This is a genomic window from Paraoerskovia marina (genome assembly GCF_900105445.1).
In the GTDB taxonomy this organism is placed as follows: Bacteria; Actinomycetota; Actinomycetes; order Actinomycetales; family Cellulomonadaceae; genus Paraoerskovia; species Paraoerskovia marina.
The window spans coordinates 184159-206712 of the sequence record NZ_LT629776.1; the positions used below are offsets into that span (position 1 = coordinate 184159).

19 protein-coding genes are annotated in these 22554 nt (G+C 71.1%); 11 read left to right on the plus strand and 8 right to left on the minus strand.

The window, feature by feature from the left end; all coding sequences use genetic code 11:
- The first annotated feature begins 3 nt into the window (after positions 1–3).
- From BLU20_RS00855 to BLU20_RS00870, 4 genes are read left to right on the plus strand one after another with little or no spacing between them, the layout of a single operon-like run.
- Entirely contained in the window at positions 4–981 is a 978-nt protein-coding gene (locus BLU20_RS00855) for a 5'-3' exonuclease (protein ID WP_083371223.1), read from the plus strand.
- Complete coding sequence (locus BLU20_RS00860; protein WP_083371224.1) at positions 978–2000, plus strand: S66 family peptidase; 1023 nt, start codon at positions 978–980, stop codon at positions 1998–2000. The genes BLU20_RS00855 and BLU20_RS00860 overlap by 4 nt, the downstream gene beginning before the upstream one ends.
- A 50-nt stretch (positions 2001–2050) precedes the next feature.
- The gene (locus BLU20_RS00865; protein WP_083371225.1) at positions 2051–2410 is read left to right on the plus strand and encodes a VOC family protein; all 360 of its coding nucleotides are present in this window, start codon (positions 2051–2053) and stop codon (positions 2408–2410) included.
- Between the two features lie 13 nt (positions 2411–2423).
- On the plus strand, positions 2424–2891 hold the full coding sequence (locus BLU20_RS00870; RefSeq protein WP_083371226.1) for a VOC family protein: 468 nt from the start codon (positions 2424–2426) through the stop codon (positions 2889–2891).
- A 27-nt stretch (positions 2892–2918) separates the two neighbouring features.
- Here the strand turns inward: BLU20_RS00870 and BLU20_RS00875 are convergent, their stop codons facing one another.
- The 4 genes from BLU20_RS00875 to BLU20_RS00890 all read right to left on the minus strand — a co-directional run bounded on the left by BLU20_RS00875 (position 2919) and on the right by BLU20_RS00890 (position 9690).
- Positions 2919–5339, minus strand: coding sequence for an immune inhibitor A domain-containing protein (locus tag BLU20_RS00875; RefSeq protein WP_083371227.1), 2421 nt, complete (start codon positions 5337–5339; stop codon positions 2919–2921).
- Between the two features lie 317 nt (positions 5340–5656).
- Positions 5657–6760: a ferredoxin reductase domain-containing protein gene (locus BLU20_RS00880; protein ID WP_083371228.1), complete on the minus strand. Its 1104-nt coding sequence runs from the start codon at positions 6758–6760 to the stop codon at positions 5657–5659.
- Complete coding sequence (locus BLU20_RS00885) at positions 6757–8163, minus strand: MATE family efflux transporter (RefSeq protein ID WP_083371229.1); 1407 nt, start codon at positions 8161–8163, stop codon at positions 6757–6759. The genes BLU20_RS00880 and BLU20_RS00885 overlap by 4 nt, the downstream gene beginning before the upstream one ends.
- Positions 8164–8220: 57 nt before the next feature.
- Positions 8221–9690, minus strand: a complete 1470-nt coding sequence (locus BLU20_RS00890; protein ID WP_083371230.1) for an NAD-dependent succinate-semialdehyde dehydrogenase — start codon at positions 9688–9690, stop codon at positions 8221–8223.
- Positions 9691–9798: 108 nt separating this feature from the next.
- Here BLU20_RS00890 and BLU20_RS00895 point away from each other — a divergent pair, with 108 nt between their 5' ends.
- Positions 9799–10581: a VOC family protein gene (locus BLU20_RS00895; protein WP_083371231.1), complete on the plus strand. Its 783-nt coding sequence runs from the start codon at positions 9799–9801 to the stop codon at positions 10579–10581.
- Positions 10582–10669: 88 nt separating this feature from the next.
- Here the strand turns inward: BLU20_RS00895 and BLU20_RS00900 are convergent, their stop codons facing one another.
- Entirely contained in the window at positions 10670–13366 is a 2697-nt protein-coding gene (locus BLU20_RS00900) for a phosphoenolpyruvate carboxylase (RefSeq protein ID WP_083371232.1), read from the minus strand.
- Positions 13367–13571: 205 nt separating this feature from the next.
- On the opposite strand from BLU20_RS00900, the gene BLU20_RS00905 reads away from it, so the two are divergent.
- On the plus strand, positions 13572–14357 hold the full coding sequence (locus tag BLU20_RS00905; RefSeq protein WP_083371233.1) for a deoxyribonuclease IV: 786 nt from the start codon (positions 13572–13574) through the stop codon (positions 14355–14357).
- On the opposite strand, the gene BLU20_RS00910 is transcribed toward BLU20_RS00905, so the two are convergent.
- Both BLU20_RS00910 and BLU20_RS00915 read right to left on the minus strand, forming a co-directional pair.
- Complete coding sequence (locus BLU20_RS00910; protein WP_081829536.1) at positions 14354–14866, minus strand: SRPBCC family protein; 513 nt, start codon at positions 14864–14866, stop codon at positions 14354–14356. The two genes, BLU20_RS00905 and BLU20_RS00910, sit on opposite strands and share 4 nt — an antisense overlap.
- A gap of 52 nt (positions 14867–14918) precedes the next feature.
- On the minus strand, positions 14919–16280 hold the full coding sequence (locus BLU20_RS00915; RefSeq protein ID WP_083371234.1) for an MFS transporter: 1362 nt from the start codon (positions 16278–16280) through the stop codon (positions 14919–14921).
- A gap of 46 nt (positions 16281–16326) precedes the next feature.
- On the opposite strand from BLU20_RS00915, the gene BLU20_RS00920 reads away from it, so the two are divergent.
- The 5 genes from BLU20_RS00920 to BLU20_RS00940 all read left to right on the plus strand — a co-directional run bounded on the left by BLU20_RS00920 (position 16327) and on the right by BLU20_RS00940 (position 21056).
- Complete coding sequence (locus BLU20_RS00920; RefSeq protein ID WP_157270213.1) at positions 16327–16992, plus strand: TetR/AcrR family transcriptional regulator; 666 nt, start codon at positions 16327–16329, stop codon at positions 16990–16992.
- Between the two features lie 37 nt (positions 16993–17029).
- Positions 17030–18424 carry a flavin-containing monooxygenase gene (locus BLU20_RS00925; RefSeq protein WP_083371236.1) on the plus strand — a complete coding sequence of 465 codons (1395 nt, stop codon included), beginning with the start codon at positions 17030–17032 and terminating at the stop codon, positions 18422–18424.
- Entirely contained in the window at positions 18424–19263 is an 840-nt protein-coding gene (locus BLU20_RS00930) for an SDR family NAD(P)-dependent oxidoreductase (protein WP_197675400.1), read from the plus strand. The genes BLU20_RS00925 and BLU20_RS00930 overlap by 1 nt, the downstream gene beginning before the upstream one ends.
- A gap of 122 nt (positions 19264–19385) precedes the next feature.
- Complete coding sequence (locus BLU20_RS00935; protein ID WP_052366738.1) at positions 19386–19829, plus strand: ATP-binding protein; 444 nt, start codon at positions 19386–19388, stop codon at positions 19827–19829.
- Positions 19830–19970: 141 nt separating this feature from the next.
- Entirely contained in the window at positions 19971–21056 is a 1086-nt protein-coding gene (locus BLU20_RS00940; RefSeq protein ID WP_083371237.1) for a fatty acid desaturase family protein, read from the plus strand.
- A gap of 237 nt (positions 21057–21293) precedes the next feature.
- On the opposite strand, the gene manD is transcribed toward BLU20_RS00940, so the two are convergent.
- Positions 21294–22520: a D-mannonate dehydratase ManD gene (gene manD / locus BLU20_RS00950; protein ID WP_029251742.1), complete on the minus strand. Its 1227-nt coding sequence runs from the start codon at positions 22518–22520 to the stop codon at positions 21294–21296.
- Positions 22521–22554: the final 34 nt, after the last annotated feature.

Sequence of the window (22554 nt, forward strand, 5' to 3'; positions counted from 1 at the left end):
CAGATGAGCCGCCTGCTGCTTCTGGACACCGCAAGCCTGTACTTCCGCGCGTTCTACGGCGTGCCCGATTCCCTGCGATCGCCGCAGGGCGAGCCGGTGAACGCGGTGCGCGGGCTGCTGGACATGATCGCGACGCTCGTCACGGACCACGAGCCGACGCGCCTCGTGGCGTGCTGGGACGACGAGTGGCGGCCGGCGTTCCGGGTCGCCGCCATCGGCTCGTACAAGGAGCACCGCGTGGCCGAGGGCGGCGTCGGCGCGCGGGCGGACGGCGGCGACGTCGAGGAGGTCCCCGACGCCCTGACGCCGCAGATCCCCGTGATCGCCGAGGTGCTTGCCGCCCTCGGAATTCCGCGGGTCGGCAGCCCGGGCTTCGAGGCCGACGACATCATCGGCACGCTCGTCGCCCGGGAGGTCGCCGCAGGCTCCGACCGCACGACGGCGGAGCGGACTTCGGTCGACGTCGTCACCGGGGACCGGGACCTGTTCCAGCTGGTCGACGACGACGCGGCCGTCCGCATCCTGTACCCGGCGCGTGGCGTCAAGAACCTCGAGGTGGTCGACCAGGCCCGGTTGGCCGAGAAGTACGGCGTGCCGACCGGCCAGGCGTACGCGGAGATGGCGACCCTGCGGGGGGACCCGTCGGACGGCCTGCCCGGCGTGCGCGGCATCGGCGAGAAGACGGCGGCGACGCTGCTCGACCGGTTCGGTGACCTCGACGGGATCCTGCGCGCCCGGGACGACGCCGAGGAGCGGGGCCTGACGGCCACGCAGCGCACCCGTCTCACGGAGACCGCCGACTACCTCGACGCGGCACCGACGGTCGTCCAGGTCGTCCGGGACGTTCCCGTCGGCGACCTCGACGACGCTCTGCCGGCCGCACCCGCCGACCCCGCGGCGCTGGAGCGCCTGAGCGACCGCTGGGGGCTCGGCACGAGCGTCCGCCGGGTGCTCGCAGCGCTGGAGTCCGCTGACCGATGATCCGCTACCCGCGCCCGCTCGCACCGGGTGACACCGTCGGCGTCACCTCACCGTCGGCGGGCGTGCCGGACGAGCTCTCAGCCCGGCTCGCGGTGGCCGTCACCGCCGTGGAGGACCGAGGCTTCACGGTCCGCGTCGGCGACCTGATGGACGGGTCGGGCCTGACGAGCGGCACTGCGGACGCGCGCGGCGAGGAGCTCACCGCGCTCATGACGAACGGTGACGTCCGTGCCGTCGTCCCGCCGTGGGGCGGCGCGACGGCCATCGACCTCCTGCCCCGACTCGACTGGGACGCGCTCGCCGCCGACCCGACGTGGCTGGTCGGGTACTCCGACGTCTCGACGATCCTCCTCCCGCTCACGCTGCGCACCGGGGTGGCGACGCTCTACGGCCAGAACCTCATGGACACCCCCTACCGGGTGCCGAGCCCGCTCCTCTCGTGGCTCGACGTCGCGACCGCCCCGGCCGGCTCGGTGCTGACTCAGGGGTCGGCACCGTTCCACCGCCTCTCCGGGTTCGACGACTACGCGACCCACCCGGCCGTCGCCGAGTACACGCTCGAGACACCGGGTGGCTGGCGGCGGCTGGACGGGTCGGGCGAGGTCGACGTCGAAGGTCGCCTGGTCGGCGGATGCCTGGAGACCGTCTCGCCCCTCACGGGAACGCCGTTCGGGGACGTCTCTGCCTTTGCCGAGCAGCATGCGCCGGAGGGACTCGTCGTCTACCTCGAGTCGTCCCGGTCGGACGCGTCCGACGTCTCCCGGATGCTCCTCGGCCTGCGGTACGCCGGGTGGTTCGACCACGCGAACGCCGTGCTCCTGGGCACGACGCGGGGCGAGGAGCTCCCTGACCTCACGCACGACGACGCAGCACGGCACGCGCTCGGAGACCTCGGCATCCCGCTGATCGGCGGGGTCGACTGCGGCCACGTCCCGCCGCACCTGGCCCTGGTCAACGGTAGTCTCGCCCGCGTCGTGCACTCGTCAGAGCGCTCGACGATCGAGCAGCGCCTGGTCTGACGCGCCGCGTTCGGCGCGCGGTCGTCCGGGGCCGGTGCGATCCTGACGAGATGGAGCACGTCCTCGGCCTCGGCGGGTACTTCCTTCGTGCTGCGGACCCCGATGCGCTGATCGCCTGGTACCGCGACGTGCTCGGGGTCGACGTCGACGGCCACGGGCTCTGGCAGCAGGAGTCCGGGCCCACCGTGCTCGCGACGTTCGCGGCCGACACCGACTACTTCGGCGACCCCGCGCAGCAGACGATGGTCAACTTCCGGGTCCGCGACCTGGACGCGATGCTCGCCCAGCTCCGTCGCCACGGCGCCGCGGTGGACGAGGACGTGCAGGATCTCGACGGGGTGGGGCGGTTCGGCTGGGTGTCCGACCCCGAGGGCAATCGGATCGAGCTCTGGCAGCCCCCGGCCGGCTGAGACGAGGACGACGATGCAGACCATCACCCCCAGCCTGTGGTTCGATGACGACTTCGAGGAGGCGGCGGCCTTCTACGCCTCGATCTTCCCCGACAGCGAGCTGGGCCCCGTCGTCCGCAACCCCGACGGTTCGGTGCTCGCCGGGGACTTCACGCTCATGGGGCGCCCGTTCAACGGCATCAACGGTGGTTCGCACTTCCGGTTCACCGAGGCGGTGTCGTTCCTCCTTCCGTGCGACTCGCAGGAGGAGGCCGACCACTACTGGGAGGTCCTCACCGCCGACGGCGGCCAGGAGAGTCAGTGTGGGTGGCTCAAGGACCGGTTCGGACTGTCCTGGCAGGTGGTCCCGACGGAGCTCTACTCGCTGATGTCGGGCCCCGACCCCGCCGCGAACGCGCGGGTCACCGAGGCGATGATGCAGATGAACCGCATTGACCTCACCGTCCTGCGCGCCGCACGCGACGGCGGCGACACCCCCTGAGGGATGCCGCCGCCGACGTGACGAGGATCAGCTGATCTTGATCTTCATCGTCGATCCGTTCTCGTTCTGCACCTTGATCTTGACCCCGACGCCGGGCAGCTTGACGCCGTGGTTCGGCAGCTCCTCGTAGAAGTACTTGTCGGTGTCGTCGAAGACCGGGTTGCCGGCCTGACCGCGGATGTAGTTCGCCTCACCGTTCTGGTGCAGGGTGAACGAGTCCGCCTTCGTCTTGCTGAACGGAGCGTCGTAGACCTGCACGCGGGCCCGCCACGGCTGACCCGTGGTGAGCTGGTAGATCGGGCGCGGGTGCGCGTCGATGATGAGGTTTCGGCCCTGGCCCGGGTGGGCGAAGGTGTCGTTGTCGGCGAACGACGTGTCCCAGTAGGAGATCAGCAGACCCTCCTGGTACGCGTAGTGGTCGACGAAGTCGGGCTTGTCGGTCCCGGTGTAGCCGAAGTAGTACGGCCCGGTCTCGAGGTACTGGTCGTACGAGGTGTACGACCGCTGCCCGGCGATGTAGTAGTGCGAGAAGTCCTCGGTCGACTCGGCCCCGACGGCGAGGAAGCCGTCGGAGTCCCAGCCGGCGAGGCCGTCCTCCGCACCGTCGCTGAGGTCGCCCAGCGTGATGTCGTCGACGAACAGGCCGGACGGCACGTCGCCGCCGTTGCCCGCGACGGCACCGTCGGTCACGTACCGGAAGCGGAGCGTGACCGTCTGGCCGGCGTACTCGGAGAGGTCGGCCGTCGCGTCGGTCCACGCCTGGCTCGTCCCGTCGATGCCGTTGGTGGTGGCGTCGGTGGAGATGCTGGTGTCGACCGCCGCGAAGCCGGAGCCGTCGTTCACCTCGACGAACGCGTAGTCGTACCCGACCTCGATGTCGTAGCGCGCCTTGAACGACAGGGTGGCGTCGTCGGCGGGCACGGTGACCTCGCGACTCATCGAGTTGTCGAGGTCGTCGCCAGTGTCGCTGTAGAACTGCTGCTCACCGGAGGCCGGGGCACCGAGTTCGGCGGTGATCTCCTTCTTCGGAAGGACGACGACGGCCGCCTGTGCGTCCTTCGAGTTGTACTCCTGCGGCCCGAGGACGAGGTTGCGCTTCTGCCCGGCCGGGACGACCTCGTAGTCGAGCCATCCGAGCTGGAGCTTGTTCCAGGCCCCGAGGTCGCCGCCACGCTCGCCGAGGGCCTCACCCTCGTCGTTGAGGCGGCTCTGAGCCATCAGGGTCCAGTGCTCGTTGTTGTTGTCGCCGCCGGAGAGGACGTTGTAGTCGTCCGGCAGGCCGAGGTCGTGCCCGTACTCGTGGTAGAACACGGACCGTCCGCCGTTCTCCGGCTGGATCGTGTAGTCACCGATGTAGATCCCGGTCTTGCCGACCTGGAACCCGCCGAGCGGGTTCGTCTCCGGGCCGACCGTCCCGTTGAACACCTGGTTGGCGTACCAGCGGTGGCTCCAGATCGCGTCCTCACCCTGCTGCGGGTCGCCGTCGGCCTGGTCGCCGCCGGCGTGCACGATCTGGAAGTGGTCGATGTAGCCGTCCGGCTCGTTGAAGTCGCCGTCGCCGTCAAAGTCGTAGCGGTCCCACTGGTCGAAGGACTGCATCTCCTTCTTGATCTGCCGGTTGGTCATCCCGGCCGCCTTCTGGTCGGCCACCCACTGCTGCGCGGCGTCGTCGACCAGGGCCCAGACGTTGGAGCACGTGGTGGAGGCGCACGGGAAGCCGTTCGAGCGCCCGTAGCGCGCCTCGTTGTACTTGACCTTCACCCAGTCCGTCACGGTGCCCTCGACGCTGTAGCGCCCGGAGGACTGGGTCTCGTAGTAGGTCCGCAGCGACTCGTCGTCGCCGAAGTACAGGTCGTCGAAGTGCTCCTGGCTGAAGTCCTCCTGCCAGATCGTCGAGTTGTCCTTCGAGCGGTCCGGCTCGGGGATCTGGTTGACCTGGGGGCCGTCGAAGACCAGGGGTCCGGGCGTCGTCGGGTCCGTGTCCTGGTCGGGGTAGTCGGGGTGACGCTCGTCGCCGAACTCGGCCAGGATCACGAAGATCCGGTCGGTCGCCTCGCGCTCGAGCTCGACGTACTGCGACTGCTTCTTCTGCTTGTCGGAGGCCTTGGCCTCGCCCTTGGCGGAGCCGGCGGCCTGCGGGCTGATCTTTGGCCCGTCCTTGCCGAGCGAGTCGTCTCCCTCGACGGACTCACCGACCTTGACCACCTTGCTGCCGTTGACCACCTCGGGAGTGAGCTCGCCGTCGAGCACCCCCGTGATGGCGGTCTCCCGCAGCTCGTTCCGCTTCTCCGCCAACGGGTTGGGCAGGTCGTCCGACGGCGGTGCGGTGTCCGGCGAGGAGACGCCGGGCTGTTCGGCGGCCGGAGCGCCGAACGCGGCACCTGCGGCTAGCGCAGACGTGCCCACGAGGGAGAGCCCGATCAGGCCTCCGATGAATCTTCTCTGCACAGCAGTACCTCCATGTTGAGGAATCCGGCAGCCCTCCTGGTAGGGAGCAGCCGGCCTGGCAGCCCCGTGCGGGGCACCTCACGGTAGGCACGTGCGACCTGGATCACATAGCGATCTACACAGGTTTTACACATTTTTTACTGATAGCAATAGTTTGGGCGATATGTCGGATCACACCAAGGATCCGACGGGCCCCCTGCTCACGTCGGCCGAGGCATCGACCGATGCCCCTCAGAGAGGATGCCGACCGTTCGCGGTCCTCGCCACTCGAGATTCACCCGCTCGGCCGGACGCCACGCCGCGCGGCGGGTCGCGATCTACGCCGACTCGACGTAGTGGAGCCGTGCGGCTCCCGCATCGACCGCGGCGTCCCCGGCGACCCGCCGCACCAGGGCGTCGACCGACGCCGCCATCTCGCGGTGCCCGCTCACGTAGACCCAGCCGTCCGTGACGCACGCGCGGACCTCGTCGGCACATGTTCCGAGGACGTCCGTCACGCGTCGGCGGTCTGCCCCCCTGCCGCCGACGACGTCGAGACGTCCGAGCACCCCGGTGTCGACATACCCGCGCAGCTCGTCCAGCAGCCATTGCGCCGGAGCCGCCCGGGAGCCCCAGACGAGCCGGCCGACCGCCGGCTCGGCGCACGGACCGAGGAGCGCGTGCTCGCGCAGGGTGGCGAGGACACCCGCCAGGCCCGAGCCGGTCGCCACCGCGAGTCCCGGCCCGGTCGCACCGCGCAGCACCGGCGTGCGGTGCGGATGCGGCAGTGCCCACGCGCGGACGACGTCGCCGGTGCCGAGGCCCGTCAGGTGCGCGGCCGACCGCGCCGGCCAGTGAGCACGGCGGGTGACGAGCAGCCGGACCTCGCGTTCGCCGTCCTCCAGGTCACGGACCCCGGCGACGGTGTAGAGCCGGGGCTCGATCCGGGGCCGCACGGCCAGCAGGCCGGCCGCGCCACCGTGCACGGCGTCGTCGTCGGCCCGTGTCCCGGCAAGGTCCACCACCGAGGTGAGGACGTGCTCGGCACTCGCGCGACGTCGTCGTGCCGGCCGACCGGGCACGGGTGTGGACCAGTACGCGACGTCGGCCGCCGGGCCTGCGTGGCACCCACGGACGGCGTCGGCCGAGTTGGACCACCACGCGTAGAGCATGTCCCCCGTCCGGGCGTCCGACGGGCCGCGCAACGCGATCTCCACGATGGAACCGACGGCGTCCTCGGCGACGACCCGGCGTCCGACGACGCGCAGACTCGTGGGTGCTGACGCCGTCCGACGACGCACCTCGCGCGCATAGGCGTGGAAGGCACGGTCACGGGGCGGACCACCGCGGGGAGCGACCAGCAGCGCCCGCCGCGCCGCGTGGCGCAGGTGCGAGGCGACGGCGGCTCCGAGACCGACGGCCCCGGCCGGGACGTCGCTCACGCCTCCGCCAGCCGGATCTCACGCGGCCGGTCCGCCCACTGCCCGCGCATCCACCGCAGGCCCAGAGCACCGGCCTTGCAGGCCTCCGCGGCGATCAGCGCCCACCAGGCCCCCGCGAGGCCGAGACCGAGGCCGTCGATCAGCAGCCACGACACGGGAAGGAGGACGACGAACGTCGCGCCGAGCGAGTACGCCATCGGCGCCACGACGTCCCCGGTCGACCGCAGTGCCGAGAACAGCACGATGGACGTCGCGGAGAGGGGCAGCAGCACGATGCTCAGGGCCAGCAGGCCCGTCGCCTCGGTCACCACGACGTCGTTCGCACCGAAGATCGAGAGGACCGGGCCGGCCACGGACCACAGCGCGGCGGCGAGCAGTGCGGCCACGAGCGCGGCGGTGACCACCGATCGCAGGGTCGTCCGCCGCGCGTGCTCGATCGACCGGTCGCCCTTGTCCCAGCCGACGATCGTCTCGTTGCCCTGGGCGAGCGCACCGACCACGCCGGTGACCAGTGCGGTCAGGGTCAGCACGTACGAGCGGGCGTTGATCGCGTCGGAGCCCAGGGTGTTGATCAGGGCGACGATGCCGAGCACGGCGACGTTGAAGAGCCCGTTCTCGAGGACCGTCGGGACCGACAGCCGCAGCATCCGGAGCACGCCGCCGGTGGTGCTGTCCCGCGGGACCGAGCTCGCCAGGTGGATCCCGGTCCGACGGCGCACGAGCCAGGCGATGACGAGCACGCCGACGCCGCGGACGAGAAGGGTCGACAGCGCAGCCCCGGCGGCGCCCATGTCGAGGACGAGGACGAACAGCACCTGCAGCGCGAGATACGCGACGTTGACGAGCAGCCCCAGCACGAGGATCGAGACCGTCCGGCCGTACGCCCGCAGCACCGCGGTGGCGACGACGATGAACGCGTTGAACGCGAGCGCCCCGGCGACCGTCCACAGGTAGGCGAGGGTCTCGTCCACGAGCTCGGGCGGGGTGTTGATCGCCGAGACCACGACGGGCCCGAGGAGCGCGACGGCAGCCGCGATCGCGATGCCGAGAACCGTCGTCGCGCGGAGAGCGACGACGGTGGCGCGCCGGGCGGCACCGTACCGTCCGGCACCGAGCATCTGTGAGATCACGACGAGCGCACCGATGCTGAAGAGAACGGTGAGGTCGTACGGGATCCCCAGGATCTGGTTCGCGGTGGCCACCGCGGCGTTGAGCTCAGGGGAGGCCAGGCTGAGGATCACCGTGTCGGCGACCCCGCTGAGAAGCGTCAGAAGACTGACGAGCAGCAGGGGCCAGCTCAGTCGGAACAGCCCGCTGCGACGGAACTGCTCGCCATCTGCCGGTGCTGCCGGTTCCTCCTGAGCGACGTCGACGCCGGAGACGGGGTGGGAGAGGTCGCTCAACGAAGACTCCAGACGAGAGGTTAGGTTCGCCCAACCTTACCTTCCGCGGAACCGTGGCTACGCACCCGTAGCGAGCGCCACGTACTTCGTCTCGAGGTACTCCTCGATCCCCTCCGCGCCGCCCTCGCGGCCGAACCCGCTCGCCTTGATCCCCCCGAAGGGCGCGGCCGGGTTGGAGACGATGCCCTGGTTCAGGCCGACCATGCCCGTCTCCAGGCGTTCCGCGACACGGATCGCGCGGTCCAGGTCGCGGGTGAAGACGTAGGCGGTGAGCCCGAGCTCGGTGTCGTTGGCGGCACGCACAGCCTCGTCGTCCTCGTCGAACGTCACGATCGGCGCGACCGGGCCGAACACCTCCTCCCGGAGGATCCGTGCGTCGTCGGGCACGTCGGCGATCACGGTCGGGCGGTAGAAGTACCCCGGCCCGTCGACCGGCTCGCCGCCCGTCCGGACGACTCCCCCGCGCTCGGCGGCGTCCCCGACCAGGTCGGCCACCTTGTCCCGGGTGGAGGCGTCGACCAGCGGCCCGACGTCGGCCCCGGACGTCCCGTGGCCCAGCTGCAGCTCGTCGAAGCGCTCGGTGAGCCGCGCCGTGAACTCCTCCACGACGTCGCGGTGCACGTAGAAGCGGTTCGCGGCCGTGCACGCCTCCCCGACGTTGCGCATCTTGGCGAGCATGGCGCCGTCGACGGCCTTCTCGACGTCCGCGTCCGCGAAGACGAGGAACGGGGCGTTGCCGCCCAGCTCCATCGAGACGCGCAGCAAATTGGCCGCCGACTGCTCGACGAGCGAGCGCCCGACCTCGGTCGAACCCGTGAAGGAGAGCTTCCGCAGGCGCGAGTCCTGGAGCAGGGTGCCGACGACCTCGCCCGTCGACCGCGTCGTGACGACGTTCAGCACGCCGTCGGGCAGTCCGGCCTCGGCCAGGATCTCGGCGAGCAGGAGCATGCTCAGCGGTGTCGCCGACGCGGGCTTGACCACCATCGTGCACCCGGCCGCGATCGCCGGGCCGATCTTGCGCGTGCCCATCGCGAGCGGAAAGTTCCACGGGGTGACGAACAGGCACGGCCCCACCGGCTGCTTCATGGTGAGCATCCGACCCGCACCGTTCGGCGTCACGCCGTACGAGCCGGTGACGCGGACAGCCTCCTCGGAGAACCAGCGGAAGAACTCTGCGGCATACGTGATCTCGGCACGCGACTCGTCGAGCGACTTGCCCATCTCGAGCGTCATCACGGTCGCGAGGTCGTCGATCCGGTCGGTGATGAGCTCGAAGCCGCGTCGCAGGATCTCGCCGCGGTCGCGGGGCGGGGTCGCGGCCCACGCCGCCTGCGCGTCCACGGCGGCGTCCAGTGCGGCGACGGCGTCCTCCGACGTCGCGTCGGCCACGCGGGCGAGCTCGCTCCCGTTGGCCGGGTCGTCGACGCCGAACGTGCCGCCGCCGGACGCCGTGCGCCATGCGCCGCCGATCCACAGGCGGTCAGGTACGGGGGGAAGGGGACGGTGCGAGATCCTGTCGAAGCTCATGCCCCCACTCTGGAACGAGATCGCCCGACTCGCAGGCGGTGCCCACGATTCCGCGCGACGAGATTCACCCGGCGGAGTAGCGTCAGAATCCCGGCACGAGGAGAAGCCATGCCCGCCACACCAGACCTGCCCGTCGGTGCGCCCTGCTGGAACGACCTGGGAACGCCCGACCTCGACACGACCGTCGCCTTCTACACCGACCTGTTCGGCTGGGGGCACCTCGACTACGGCGAGGAGTACGGCCACTACGGAGCCTTCACGCTCGACGACGTCCCGATCGCGGGTGTCGGACCCAACGCCGCGGACGACGCCGTCAGCGCCTGGAACGTCTACCTCAAGGTCGCCGACGTCAAGGACGCCGTCGAGCGGTCGGCCCAGGCCGGCGCGACGGTCCTCGTCCCCCCGATGGAGGTCCCGGCGTTCGGTGCCAACGCGTTCGTCACAGACCCCTCCGGCGCGGTCGTCGGGCTCTGGGAGGCCCGGGGCCACAACGGGTTCGGGCGTCTCGCCGAGGTCGGCGCCCCGGCGTGGCACGAGCTGCTCACCCGCGACTACGCCGCCGCGGTCGACTTCTATCGCGACGTCCTGGGCTGGACGATCAACGTCCAGGGCGACACCGACGAGTTCCGGTACAGCGTCTTCCAGCCCGAGGGCGGGGACCAGCACGCGGGCATCATGGACGCCTCCGGGTGGCTCGACGAGAAGGTCGGCGCGCACTGGAGCGTGTACTTCCTGATCGACGACGCCGACGAGACCTGCAACCGGGCGGTCGAGCTCGGGGGCGGCATCTCGATGGCGCCCGAGGACTCCCCCTACGGGCGGATGGCGGTGCTCACCGACCCGCTGGGTGCCCAGTTCAAGGTCATCACCGCCGCGAACCCGCCCGCCTGACCCGGCACGCGGGTGGACGACGCAGAACGGCCCCGCCGGTCCGAGGACCGGCGGGGCCGTTCGTGGGACGGGCATCGGCCCGCCGGGGTCAGCCCGTGTTCTGCAGACCGGCCGAGACGCCGTTGACGGTGAGCAGCAGCAGGTGCCGCAGCTGGTCCGTCGTCGCCTCGCTCAGGCCCTGGTCCTCGCCACCGCGCAGGGCGGAGAGCGCACGGACCTGGATCAGCGAGAGCGCGTCGACGTACGGCGACCGGAGCTGGACGGCACGGCCCAGCACCCGACGACCCGACAGGGGCCAGTCGTTGCCCGTGATCTTCAGGACCCACTCGCGGGTCAGGCGCAGCTCGTCGAGCACCATCTGTGCGAGGTCGTCGCGGTCGCCGAGCGCGAGGTACAGCGCAGCGATCCGCTCGTCCGTCTTCGCCAGGGACATCTCGATGTTGTCCAGCAGCGTGCTGAACAGCGGCCACTCCTCGTACGCCTGGCGCAGCTCGTCGAGGTTTCCGTACTCGGCCAGCGCCGTGCCCAGGCCGTACCAGCCGGCGAGGTTGATCCGCGCCTGGCTCCAGGAGAAGACCCACGGGATGGCGCGGAGGTCGTCCAGCGAGTTGACCGAGAGCCCACGCTTGGCCGGCCGCGAGCCGATCGGCAGCAGGCCGACCTCCTCGAGAGGCGTGACCTGGGCGAACCACTGGGGGAACCCCTCAGCCTTGACCAGCTCGTGGAACCGCCCGCGGGACGTCGCGTCCAGTCGGCTCGCCAGCTCGGTGAACCGCTCGGTCGCGTCGGTGTTGTGCTTCTCGACCGACGGCGCGGACTGCAGCAGCGTGGCCGCGGCCACCTGCTCGATGTGACGCTCGCCGATGACCTGGTCGCCGTAGCGGGCCAGGATCACCTCGCCCTGCTCGGTGAGCTTGAAGCGACCGTCGACCGATCCGGCCGGCTGCGCGAGGACCGCGCGGTTGGCCGGACCGCCGCCGCGCCCGAGGGCGCCGCCACGGCCGTGGAACAGCGTCAGCGTGATGTTGTTGCTCTCGGCCCACGCGGCGATGCGCGCCTGGGCGGCGTGCAGGGAGAGCGTCGCCGAGACCGGCCCGACGTCCTTGGAGGAGTCGGAGTAGCCGAGCATGACCTCCATGCGGCGGCCGTTCTCGCCGAGGCGGCGCTGCACGACGGGCAGCGTCAGCATCGACTCGAGGATCGGCACGGAGTTCTCGAGGTCGTCGAACGTCTCGAACAGCGGGACCGCGTCGATGACGGGTGCGTCCGCGGGGTCCGGGAACGCGAACTCGGCGAGCTCGTACACCGCGGCCATGTGCTCGGGGGCCTGGGTGAACGACACGATGTAGCGGCGAGCGGCGCGGATGCCGTAGCGCTGCTGGACCGAGCCGATCGCACGGAAGGTGTCGAGCACCTCACGCGTACGGTCCTCGAGCTCGCCGTGGACGCCGTTGGTGCGCAGGTCCTCGAGCGCGGCGGCGTGCACCTGCGAGTGCTGGCGGACCTCGAGCTCGGCGAGGTGGAACCCGAAGGTCTCGACCTGCCAGATCAGCTTCTGCAGGTCGCCGTAGGCCGCGCGCTGTGCACCGGCGGCGACGAGCGACGCCTGGATCACGGCGAGCTCTGCCTCGAGGTCGTCCGGGGTGGCGTACTGCAGGTCCGCGTTGCGCGCGAGGGTCGCGGCGAGGCGGTCTGCGACGAACAGCAGGGCAGCCCGGTGCGGCTCGCTGGGCGACTCGCTCGCGACGTGGTCGCTGCGCGAGCCGTCGAGGGAGCGCTGGCGCTGGCGCAGTGCGAGCAGCTCCTCGGACGGCGGGGTCCCGGCCTCCTCGAGCGTGAGCTTGCGGGCGACCTGCCGGGCCGAGCCCTCCAGCGCGCGCAGGGCGTGCTCGGAGGCGAGCGCCGCGGCGGACCGCGTGATCTCGGCGGTCACGTTCGGGTTCCCATCGCGGTCGCCGCCGATCCACGAGCCGAGGCTCACGAACGGCCGCGCCAGAGGCTCCTCGCGGCCGGCCTGCTCGCGCAGCAGCCAGTCGTCGAGCCGGCGGTAGACCGCCGGGAAGGTGTCGAACATCGTGGCGTCGAAGACACCGAGCGCGGTCTTGACCTCGTCGAGAACCGTCGGCTTGGCGGCGCGGATCGGCGACGTGCGCCAGAGCGTGTCGATCTCCGAGAGCAGGGTGCGGTCGTTCTCCGCGAGGGAGGTTCCTCCGAGGTGGAGGTTCTCCCGCTCCGCGAGAAGAACGGAGATCCGACGGATCGTCCCGGAGACCGCACGACGGCGGGCCTCGGTCGGGTGCGCCGTCAGCACCGGGCGGAACTCGAGCGCGCGGACGCGGCGCAGCGCCTCGTCGCGGCCGACCTCCTCGGCCAGCTGCTCGAACGCCGCGGAGAGCGTGTCGTCGGGGACGGACGAGTCCGCGCTCGACTCCCGCAGGCGCAGCATGCGCACGCGGTGGTACTCCTCGGCGAGGTTGGCGAGGTGGAAGTAGCACGTGAAGGCGCGGGCGACCTGCTCGCCGCGCTCCAGCGTGAACCCCTCCACGACCTTCTCTGCCTCGGCGAGCGAGTCGCTGCTGGATCCCCGCTCGTCGAACGCGTTGATCGTCAGTTCGCGGAGACGCTCGACGTCGTCGAGGAGGTCCTGACCGCCGGACTCTGCCAGCACGGTGCCGAGAAGTCCGCCGAGCAGGCGGACGTCGTCGCGCAGCGGATCCGGCACGTCGTGCCGGGCGAGCACACGCCCTGCCTCCGCCGTGTCCTGGATTGCGTTGTTGTCAGTCACGGTCAAGAGGGTAAATCAATCCTTGACCGGCAGGTGACCTCGTCCGCAGGCTGACCGACTGTCACACGGCGGACTTCCCCGGAATTGCTCGGTTTCTGACGAGACGACGTGTGAGATGACCGACCCTCGCGGCGAGGGCGACGAACCAGACGGCGAAAACCTGCCCGCGCGGTGGCCGTGGCCCCGGACGGCATAGTCTCGACCCATGCGCATCGGAGCCCATGTCGAACAGCAGCACGCGATCACCCAGGCCGCCGACCTCGGGGCCGACGTCGCCCAGGTCTTCCTCAGCGACCCCCAGTCCTGGACGGGCCCGGAGTGGACCTACGACGGCGGACCGGAGGCGCTCGCCGAGGCGGCCCGCGCCGCGGACCTCACGCTCGTCGTCCACGCCCCGTACGTGATCAACGTCGCGTCCCCCAACAACCGGATCCGGATCCCGAGCCGCAAGCTGCTGCAGAAGATCATGGACGGGGCGGCGCAGATCGGGGCCGCGGGCGTCGTCGTGCACGGCGGGCACGTCACGGCCAAGGACGACCCGGCCAAGGGCTTCGACAACTGGCGCAAGGCGATCGAGTCGCTGACGACCGACGTGCCCGTGCTGATCGAGAACACCGCCGGGGGCGAGCACTCGATGGCCCGTCGTCTGGACCGGATCGAGCAGCTGTGGGCGGCCGTGCAGTCCGCGGGCAACGACGTCGAGGTCGGCTTCACGCTCGACACCTGCCACGCGCACGCCGGCGGACTCGCCCTGCCGGACGCGGTGCAGCAGGTCCGGGCGATCACGGGCCGGATCGACCTCGTGCACGCCAACGGCAGCCACGGTGCGTTCGACTCGGGCCAGGACCGGCACACCTCGCTCGTGGAGGGCACGATCCCGCCCGCTGATCTCGCCGCAGCGGTCGAGGCAGCCGGGGCACCGGTGATCTGCGAGACCGCGACCGCCGCCGACGACATCGCGTGGCTGCGGTCGCAGGTGGGCTCGAACTAGGCCGTACGGCCCGAGGCGGTGCCGTCCGTGATCGCCATCTCGTTGGCGGTCCCGGACGCGACCTTCTCGATGTCGGCGAGGTCCGACCGCAGCATCGACCGGGTCATCCGCTCGCCGAGTCGGCCGAAGACCGCCGTCGTGGCGCGCTGGACGGCACTCGGGCTCACCGGCCCCGCACTGCTGAACCGCACGACGATGCGCGTCTTGTCTCCGATGGGGGTGAGGTCGAACCGGGTGGAGTAGTGCACTCCCCCGTTGTCGGCGTCGACGCGCGTGGAGCTCTGGGGGTCGACGCTCGCGACCCACATCTCCTCCGTCGCGCGCATGCCGAACACCTTGCGGGTCTCGCGCCACCGGAGCCCGACCTCGTACTCGTCTCCGTCGACGAGCTCGATGTTCTCGACGCCCCGGAGCGTCGTCGCCGCGTTGCGGATGTCGGTCAGCACGTCCCACACGGCCTCGTGCGGGGCGTCGACCACTCGTGTCTCGATGATCTCCTGAAGGGCCATACCTGACCGTAGCGCCGCCTCCCCGGGGCGCGCCAGAGGTGGAAGCCCGTACCTACGCGAGCCGGGCGGCGGCGTCGAGACGGTAGGTGCGCTGCACGAGGACGACGAGGATCATCACGACCGCGGGGACCAGCCCCATCCCGAGGCGGACCGCGTCGACCGCGGCCCCGGGCTGGATCACGGCCTCACCGCCCGTCGTCGCGACGAACCCGCCGAGCGCGAGGCAGGTCGCGAAGAGGTACGGCCCGAGCGCCGCACCGAACGCCTCGGTGGCCGTCCAGACGCCGGTGTACGTCCCGGCCTTGCGCGCGCCGAGCTCCCCGTGCGACCGGACGACGTCCGGCACCATCGAGAACGGGAAGAGCTGCATGGCGGCGAAGCAGGTACCGAGCACCGCGACGGTCGCCACCAGCACGGGGACGCCGGCGTCGGCGCCGATCGTCAGGACGAGCGACCCGACGACGAAGGTGCTCTGGGCGGCCAGGAGGCACCGCTGCTTGCCCCAGCGGCGCGAGGCCGCCAGCCACACCGGCGTCGTGACGAGCGCGGGTGCGACGAAGGCGGCGACCAGGACGGTGGCCAGCCCTGCGGCGTCGAGCTCGTACTTCGCGTAGTACGGCACGGCCGCGAGGGTCAGGTGCGACGTCGTCGACATCCCCAAGTAGGCCAGGACGAGGGGGCGGAAGTGCGGGTCCGCGAGCGCCTCCCGCATCCGGGCGAGCAGCGGCCGGGTGTCGTGCCCGCCCTCGGTCTCGTCGATGTGCGGCGGGGCGGCGGCGGTGAGCATCCGGACCCCGCGGATCCCGACGACCATCGTGACGAACATGGCGACGGCGAGCACGAGCGCCATCAGGAAGTAGGTGGTGTGCGTGCCGTCGGCGCTGCGCGAGATCATCGGGGCGAGCAGGCCGGAGACGAGGATCCCGACGGTCAGGACGACCATCCGGAACGACATGAGGCGGGTGCGCTCGTGGTAGCCGACGCTGAGGTCCGAGGGCGTGGCGAGGTAGGGCACCTGGTAGGCGGCGAAGGCCAGGTTGGCGACGACGAAGGCGATCGCGACCCACACGGCGGCGGCGGCGCCCGTGACGCCCGCGGGCACGGCGAAGAGCAGCACCATCCCGACGGCGAGGAGGAGGCCGAGGCGGAGGAGCCGACGACGGTGCCCGTCGCGTCGCAGCTGCACGTCGGAGACGTGGCCCACCCAGGGGTGCAGGACGACGTCGAGAACCTTGGGCAGGAGGACCACGAGGCCCGCGAGCCAGGGGGTGACGGCGAGGACGTCCGTGAGGTAGACGAGCAGGAGGAGACCGGGGACGGTGACCCAGATCCCCATCCCGACGGAACCGCTGGCGAAGGCGGTCAGCGCGGGCGTCGGCAGACGCGTGCCGGTGGGTCGGTCGACGGTGACCATGTCTCTCCTGATTCAAACAGCTGATCGAATACGGCATGCTAGCCGCATGATCGACGAGAACGGTACCGCCGTCCCACCACGCGGCCCGGGCCGCCCCCGCCGCGCGGACCAGCGCGACACGCGCGAGATCGTGCTGGCCTGCGCGACCGAGCTCTTCGCGGCGCGCGGGTTCGACGCGGTCGGGATGCGCGACGTCGCCCGGGCGGCGGGCGTCAACGTGGCCACCGTGCACCACCACACGGGACGCAAGGTCGACCTCTACGACGCGTGCTTCGCCCGGATCTTCGACGCCGAGACCGCCGCGCTCCTCACGGCGTTCGACCCCGCCGTCGCGGCCCTCGACGAGGGCGGTCCCGCCCTGCGCCGGGCGATGCACGACATCGCCGACACGTTCACCGACTTCCTCGAGGAGCACCCCGAGACCACCTCGCTGTGGCTGCGGCGCTGGCTCGCCCCGCGCGAGCTGAGCAACCTCAGCCACGCCTACGCCCACCCGCTGTACTCGCGGGTAGAGGACCTGCTCGAACGCGCCGACGCCGCAGGCCTGCTGGTGGAGCCGACGCCGCACGTGGCGGTCCGGTCGCTCGTGTGGGCGGTCCACGGCCACGTCGTCGAGCTCGAGACCGCGGCCGACGCGGCACGGGCCCGCGGTGATCTGCGCGCCTACCTGCACCGGTGGCTGGACTCGATGTACCCGCCTGTTGCAGACTGACGCTAATTAGATCGTTCGTTCAATAAATGGAGCCCGCATGCACCCCGGCAACGATGCCGCAGCCCGCGTCGCCGTCATCGGCGCCGGCCCGTCGGGCCTGACCACGCTCAAGTCCCTGCGGGACCGCGGGATCGACGCCGTCGGCTACGACGCCGGGTCCCTGCCCGGCGGGCTCTGGAACCTCGGCGCCCCGAACTCCTCGGCGTACGAGACCCTGCACCTGAACACCTCCCGCACCCGCACCGAGTTCGCCGACCACCCGATGCCGGCCGACTGGCCGCACTTCCCGCGCCACGACGTCGTCGCTGGCTACCTGAAGGACTACGCCGACACGTACGGCATCACGGAGCTCGTCCGGTTCGAGCACGAGGTCCGGGACGTCCGCCGCGACGACACCGGCTGGCACGTCACCGTCGTCGGGCCCCGGGGCGAGACGACCGAACGCTACGACGCCGTCGTCGTCGCCAACGGGCACAACGCCCACCCCCGCCTGCCCGACCCCGGCTACCCCGGACGGTTCGACGGCGACCAGATGCACGCCCACCACTACCGGTCGCCCGCACAGCTGCGCGGGCGACGCGTCCTCGTCGTCGGCGCCGGCAACTCCGCCATGGACATCGCCGTCGACGCCTCCCACGCCGCCGAGCAGACCGTCCTCTCGATCCGGCGCGGCGTCTGGGTGGTGCCCAAGCAGATCTTCGGCAGGCCGGCCGACACCCTCAACGGGGCGCTCGCGACCAAGCTCCCGTGGCGTGCGCGCCAGCGGATCAGCGAGCGCATGATCGCGCTCGCCGCAGGCCGGCCCGAGAGCCACGGCCTGCCCGCCCCCGAGCACGGGTTCCTGCAGGACCACCCGACGCTCTCCGACGCTCTGTACCCCCGCATCGCCCACGGCGAAATCGCCGTCCGTCCCGCGATCGAACGCTTCGACGGCGACGAGGTGGTGTTCACGGACGGCCGCCGCGAGCGGATCGACCTGATCGTCTGGGCCACCGGGTACCGCGTGGACATCCCGTTCCTCGACCCGGCGCTCCTCGCCCCGGGCGCGGACCGGATGCCGCTCTACCGGCGCGTCTTCCACCTGACCGCGCCGGGCCTCTACTTCGTCGGGCTGATGCAGTCCACGGGGGCCGCGCTGCCCGTGGTCGAGGCGCAGGGTCGGCTGATCGCGGCCCACGTCGCCGGGGAGTACGCACTGCCCGACGAGGGCGTCCAGCGTGCGTCCTGCGGTGCGGACCTGCGCGCCGCCCGCGCGCGCTGGGGCGAGCGCCGCCCCGCGATGCGCGTCGACTTCGACGCGTACGTCGCCCTCATGGACCGCGAGCTCGCCGACGGCGCCCGCCGGGCCGCCACCGGCGAAGGAGTCGCGTTCACGTCCCCCGTCGCCGCCTCCGGGCCGACGCACACCACCGAGCCGATCGAGGTCCCCTGATGCCCCGCCCCGCCCACCGCGAGCTTCGCGGCATGCGTGTGATCGTCACCGGGGGTGCCGGCACGTTCGGCACCCGGCTCCGCGAGGACCTGCTCGCCGCCGGGGCACGCGTCGTCGGCCTCGACCTCCGCGGTGTCGACGCGGCCGACGCCCCCGTCCTGGCGTGCGACCTCACCGACGACGAGAGCACCGTCGCCGGCGTCGAGGCCGCCGTCGAGAGGCTGGGCGGCCTCGACCTCCTGATCAACAACGCCGGGGTGGGTGGCCCCGCCCCGGCCGAGCTCCCGCCGTCGGACGAGGTCCGCCGCCAGATCGAGGTCAACCTCCTCGCGTCGTGGCGAGCGAGCGCCGCAGCCGTCCCCCACCTCGTGGCGGCGCGCGGGCGGGTCGTCTTCGTCTCCTCCCGGATGGCCGTCATGCCTCTGCCCCTCGCGGCGGCGTACGGCGTCTCCAAGCGGGCCGTCGTCGCATACGCCGACACGCTCCGTCTCGAGATCGGCAGCCACGTCGGAGTGAGCGTCGTCTACCCGTCGATGGTCGCCTCGCCGATCCACTCCACGACGAAGGACGCGGGCCTGTCCCTGCAGGGGGTCTCGCGGTTCGAGCCGGTCGAGGGCGTCGTCGCCGCGATCCTGCGCGCCGCCACCGCACGCAGGGCGCCCCGCGACGTACCCACGACGACGCGAGGGCGCCTCGAGATCGCCCTCGCCCGCCACCTCCCGGGCCTGACCGACCGGATCGTGCGCCGCACGATCGTCCAACGGGTCCGGGCCGGCGATCTCAATTCTGCAGATCTTGCGAAGGGTCTGGTGGAACGCGTGGGTCGACCTGCGGGGTAGGTGGACGTGATGCATGATGATGAAGCCGCAACAATCAGGGGCGGCACAGCACCCCCTCTCGTCCCCACCCCGGACCCCAGGTCGTGCTGTCCGCGGAGATGACAGCTCGTGGAGGTGGCAGCGTGGGCGAAGCGATTCACACAGGGCCGGCACCCGACGGCTTCCGGACCGAACGCTCGTGGACGATCAGCCGGGTCGAGGACCTCGGTCGTCTACGACGAGGACTCCACCGCGCGCTGGCGGGCTGCTGCACCTCCGAGTCGATCGACCACCTCGTCCTCGTCGCCAACGAGCTGGCCACGAACGCGCTGCGTCACGGCTCGACCCCGGCGATCGTCCGGCTGATGTCGAACGAGAACGAATACCTGCTCGAGGTCATCGACCGCGCGGTCGACGCGCACCCCGTCGTCGCCGGACCACGGCCCGCCGGACAGGGCGGCTTCGGGCTGCTCCTCGCCCGTCGGCTCGCCGAGGACGTGGGCTTCTACACCACACCGTTCGCGAAGCACGTCTGGGCCCGATTTCCGGTGACGAGCGCCGCGCGATCGGTCGCCGCAGCCGGGTAGGTCCCGCGCACCCCACACGAATGTGGAGGTTCTGCGAGGGTGCTGACATCTAACCTACGGTCCCGTAGGGTGCATTTATCCGGATGATCGAGCACCTGCTCACCACCACGGCTGGGAAGTCGGCACCGACCAGAGGACCTCATGCCCTCGACCTCAGCCCCGGCGGCGGCGCCGTCGCACATCTCGACCTACACCGAGCTCTCCAAGAAGGTCCGTGACGCAGGGCTTCTCGCCCGCACCCCCGTGTACTACGCGGTGCTCCTCACGGTCCTCGGCATCGCCCTGGCCGGGTGCATCGCCGGATTCGTCCTCCTCGGCGCCTCGTGGTTCCAGCTGCTGATCGCGGGAGCCCTCGGCATCGTGCTGACCCAGTTCTCGTTCGTCGCCCACGAGGCCGCGCACCGCCAGGTCTACACCTCAGGGCCGCGCAACGACCTGCTCGGACGGATCCTCGCCAACGGCGTCGCCGGGATCAGCTACACGTGGTGGATGAACAAGCACAGCCGCCACCACGCCAACCCCAACAAGGTCGGCAAGGACCCGGACATCGACATGGACGCGATCGTCTTCACCACCGAGTCCGCCCAGAAGTACGAGAAGTCGTGGCTGCGCCACCTGCACCGCCGCCAGGGCTGGCTGTTCTTCCCGCTCCTGACGCTCGAGGGCATCAACCTGCACATCACGTCCATCCGCAGTGCGATCACGATGCCCAGGGGCGGGCGCAAGAACCACCGCGCCAGCGAGCTGTGGACCATCGGGCTGCGGCTGTCGATCTACGTCGCGCTCGTCGTCTGGCTCCTCCCCCTCGGGATCGCCGCCGCGTTCCTCGGCGTGCAGCTCGCCGTCTACGGCGTCTACATGGGCGCGTCCTTCGCCCCGAACCACAAGGGCATGGAGATCATCGGCCGCGAGACGACGCTCGACTTCTTCCGCCGCCAGGTCGTCACCTCCCGCAACATCCGCGGAGGCAAGGTCATGGACGTCCTGATGGGCGGTCTCAACCTCCAGATCGAGCACCACCTCTTCCCCTCGATGCCCCGCCCCCACCTCGCCGCAGCACGCCGGCTCGTCCGCCAGCACAGCCTCGAGAACGGTGTCCCCTACACCGAGACGTCGCTCGTGCAGTCCTACGTGATCGTCATCCGCTACCTCAACCGCGTCGGACTCGGTGCACGCGACCCGTTCGACTGCCCGCCCGCGCGGGCGCTGCGCGGTCCGCTCGGCTGACGCCGGTCTCGACGGACGCACCCGGTTTCGACAGGCTCAACCTCCGTCGGTCGAGCTCGTCGAGACCCGGTTCCGCCAGCCTCAGCCCCTGCCGGTCGAGCTCGTCGAGACCCGGTTCCGCCAGCCTCAACCCCCGTCGGTCGAGCTCGTCGAGACCCGATTTCGACCGGCATGCGAGAGCGGGCCGGTGGGCTGACTCCGGCCCACCGACCCGCTGGTCTCGTCACGCTCGTGCAGTCACCAGTCGTGGACGGTGCCGTCCAGGAGTCGGTTGTACGGCAGGTAGGCCCGCTCATAGGGGAACTTCGCCGCAGCCTCCTCGTCGATCTCGACGCCGAGGCCGGGCTTCTCCCCCGGGTGCAGGTAGCCGTCGGTGAAGGTGTACGACTGCTGGAAGACCTCGTCCGTCAGGGCGCCGTGCTGCATGTACTCCTGGATCCCGAAGTTGTGGATCGCGAGGTCCAGGTGCATGGCGGCGGCCATGCCGACGGGCGAGATGTCCGTGGGCCCGTGGATCCCCGACTTGATCTGGTACTGCGCGGCGAAGTCCAGGAGCTTCTTCATCGGCGTGATGCCGCCGGTGTGCGTGACGGCGGAGCGCACGTAGTCGATCAGCTGCTCGGTGATCAGCGTCTGGTAGTCCCAGACCGTGTTGAAGATCTCGCCGATCGCGAGCGGCGTGGTGGTCTGGGACCGGACGCGGCGCAGCGCCTGCTGGTTCTCGGCGGGCGTGCAGTCCTCGAGCCAGAACAGGTCGTAGGGCTCGAGCGACTTGCCGAGCTGTGCCGCCTGGTTGGGGGTCATCCGGTGGTGGCCGTCGTGCAGCAGGGTGAGCTCGGGCCCGAACTCGTTGCGCACGGCCTCGAAGACGCCGGGCAGGTGCCGCAGGTACGACGGGGTGTCCCAGTCCTCCTCGGTCGGCAGCGCCCCGCGGCGGGCCGGCTCGTAGTCGTACCGCGCGCCCTCGGTGGCCTGGGCCGCGACGCCGTAGACCGCCCGGAGCCCCGGGATCGCGGTCTGCACGCGGATGGCCGTGTACCCCTTCTCCTGGTGCTCGCGGATCGAGTCGAACAGCGACGGCAGGTCCATGCCGGAGGCGTGCCCGTAGGTGCGGATTCCGCTGCGAGAGGCTCCGCCGAGGAGCTGGTAGAGCGGCATCCCGGCAGCCTTGGCCTTGATGTCCCACAGCGCCATGTCGACGGCGGCGATCGCGGTCATGGTGATCGGTCCACGGCGCCAGTATGCGGCGCGGTAGAGGAACTGCCAGGTGTCCTCGATCGTCATCGGGTCGCGGTCGAGGAGCAGCGGCACGACATGCTCGGTGAGGTAGGCGGCGACGGCGAGCTCTCGCCCGTTCAGGGTGCCGTCGCCGAGGCCCGTGATGCCCTCGTCGGTCGTGATCTTCAGGGTGACGAAGTTGCGGTCCGGGCTGGTGACGATGACGTCGGCTGCGGTGATCTTCATGGCGTTCTCCGGGACGTTCTGCGGGATGGGGCGG

Excerpts from the sequence above, each read along its gene's own strand:
- BLU20_RS00855 (WP_083371223.1), top strand. The coding sequence starts at position 4 with ATGAGCCGCCTGCTGCTTCTGGACACCGCAAGCCTGTACTTCCGCGCG.
- BLU20_RS00915 (WP_083371234.1), bottom strand. The coding sequence starts at position 16,280 with ATGGTCACCGTCGACCGACCCACCGGCACGCGTCTGCCGACGCCCGCG.
- BLU20_RS00860 (WP_083371224.1), top strand. The coding sequence starts at position 978 with ATGATCCGCTACCCGCGCCCGCTCGCACCGGGTGACACCGTCGGCGTC.
- BLU20_RS00930 (WP_197675400.1), top strand. The coding sequence starts at position 18,424 with ATGCCCCGCCCCGCCCACCGCGAGCTTCGCGGCATGCGTGTGATCGTC.
- BLU20_RS00925 (WP_083371236.1), top strand. The coding sequence starts at position 17,030 with ATGCACCCCGGCAACGATGCCGCAGCCCGCGTCGCCGTCATCGGCGCC.
- BLU20_RS00890 (WP_083371230.1), bottom strand. The coding sequence starts at position 9,690 with ATGAGCTTCGACAGGATCTCGCACCGTCCCCTTCCCCCCGTACCTGAC.
- BLU20_RS00895 (WP_083371231.1), top strand. The coding sequence starts at position 9,799 with ATGCCCGCCACACCAGACCTGCCCGTCGGTGCGCCCTGCTGGAACGAC.
- BLU20_RS00905 (WP_083371233.1), top strand. The coding sequence starts at position 13,572 with ATGCGCATCGGAGCCCATGTCGAACAGCAGCACGCGATCACCCAGGCC.
- BLU20_RS00910 (WP_081829536.1), bottom strand. The coding sequence starts at position 14,866 with ATGGCCCTTCAGGAGATCATCGAGACACGAGTGGTCGACGCCCCGCAC.
- BLU20_RS00870 (WP_083371226.1), top strand. The coding sequence starts at position 2,424 with ATGCAGACCATCACCCCCAGCCTGTGGTTCGATGACGACTTCGAGGAG.
- BLU20_RS00865 (WP_083371225.1), top strand. The coding sequence starts at position 2,051 with ATGGAGCACGTCCTCGGCCTCGGCGGGTACTTCCTTCGTGCTGCGGAC.
- manD (WP_029251742.1), bottom strand. The coding sequence starts at position 22,520 with ATGAAGATCACCGCAGCCGACGTCATCGTCACCAGCCCGGACCGCAAC.
- BLU20_RS00920 (WP_157270213.1), top strand. The coding sequence starts at position 16,327 with ATGATCGACGAGAACGGTACCGCCGTCCCACCACGCGGCCCGGGCCGC.
- BLU20_RS00940 (WP_083371237.1), top strand. The coding sequence starts at position 19,971 with ATGCCCTCGACCTCAGCCCCGGCGGCGGCGCCGTCGCACATCTCGACC.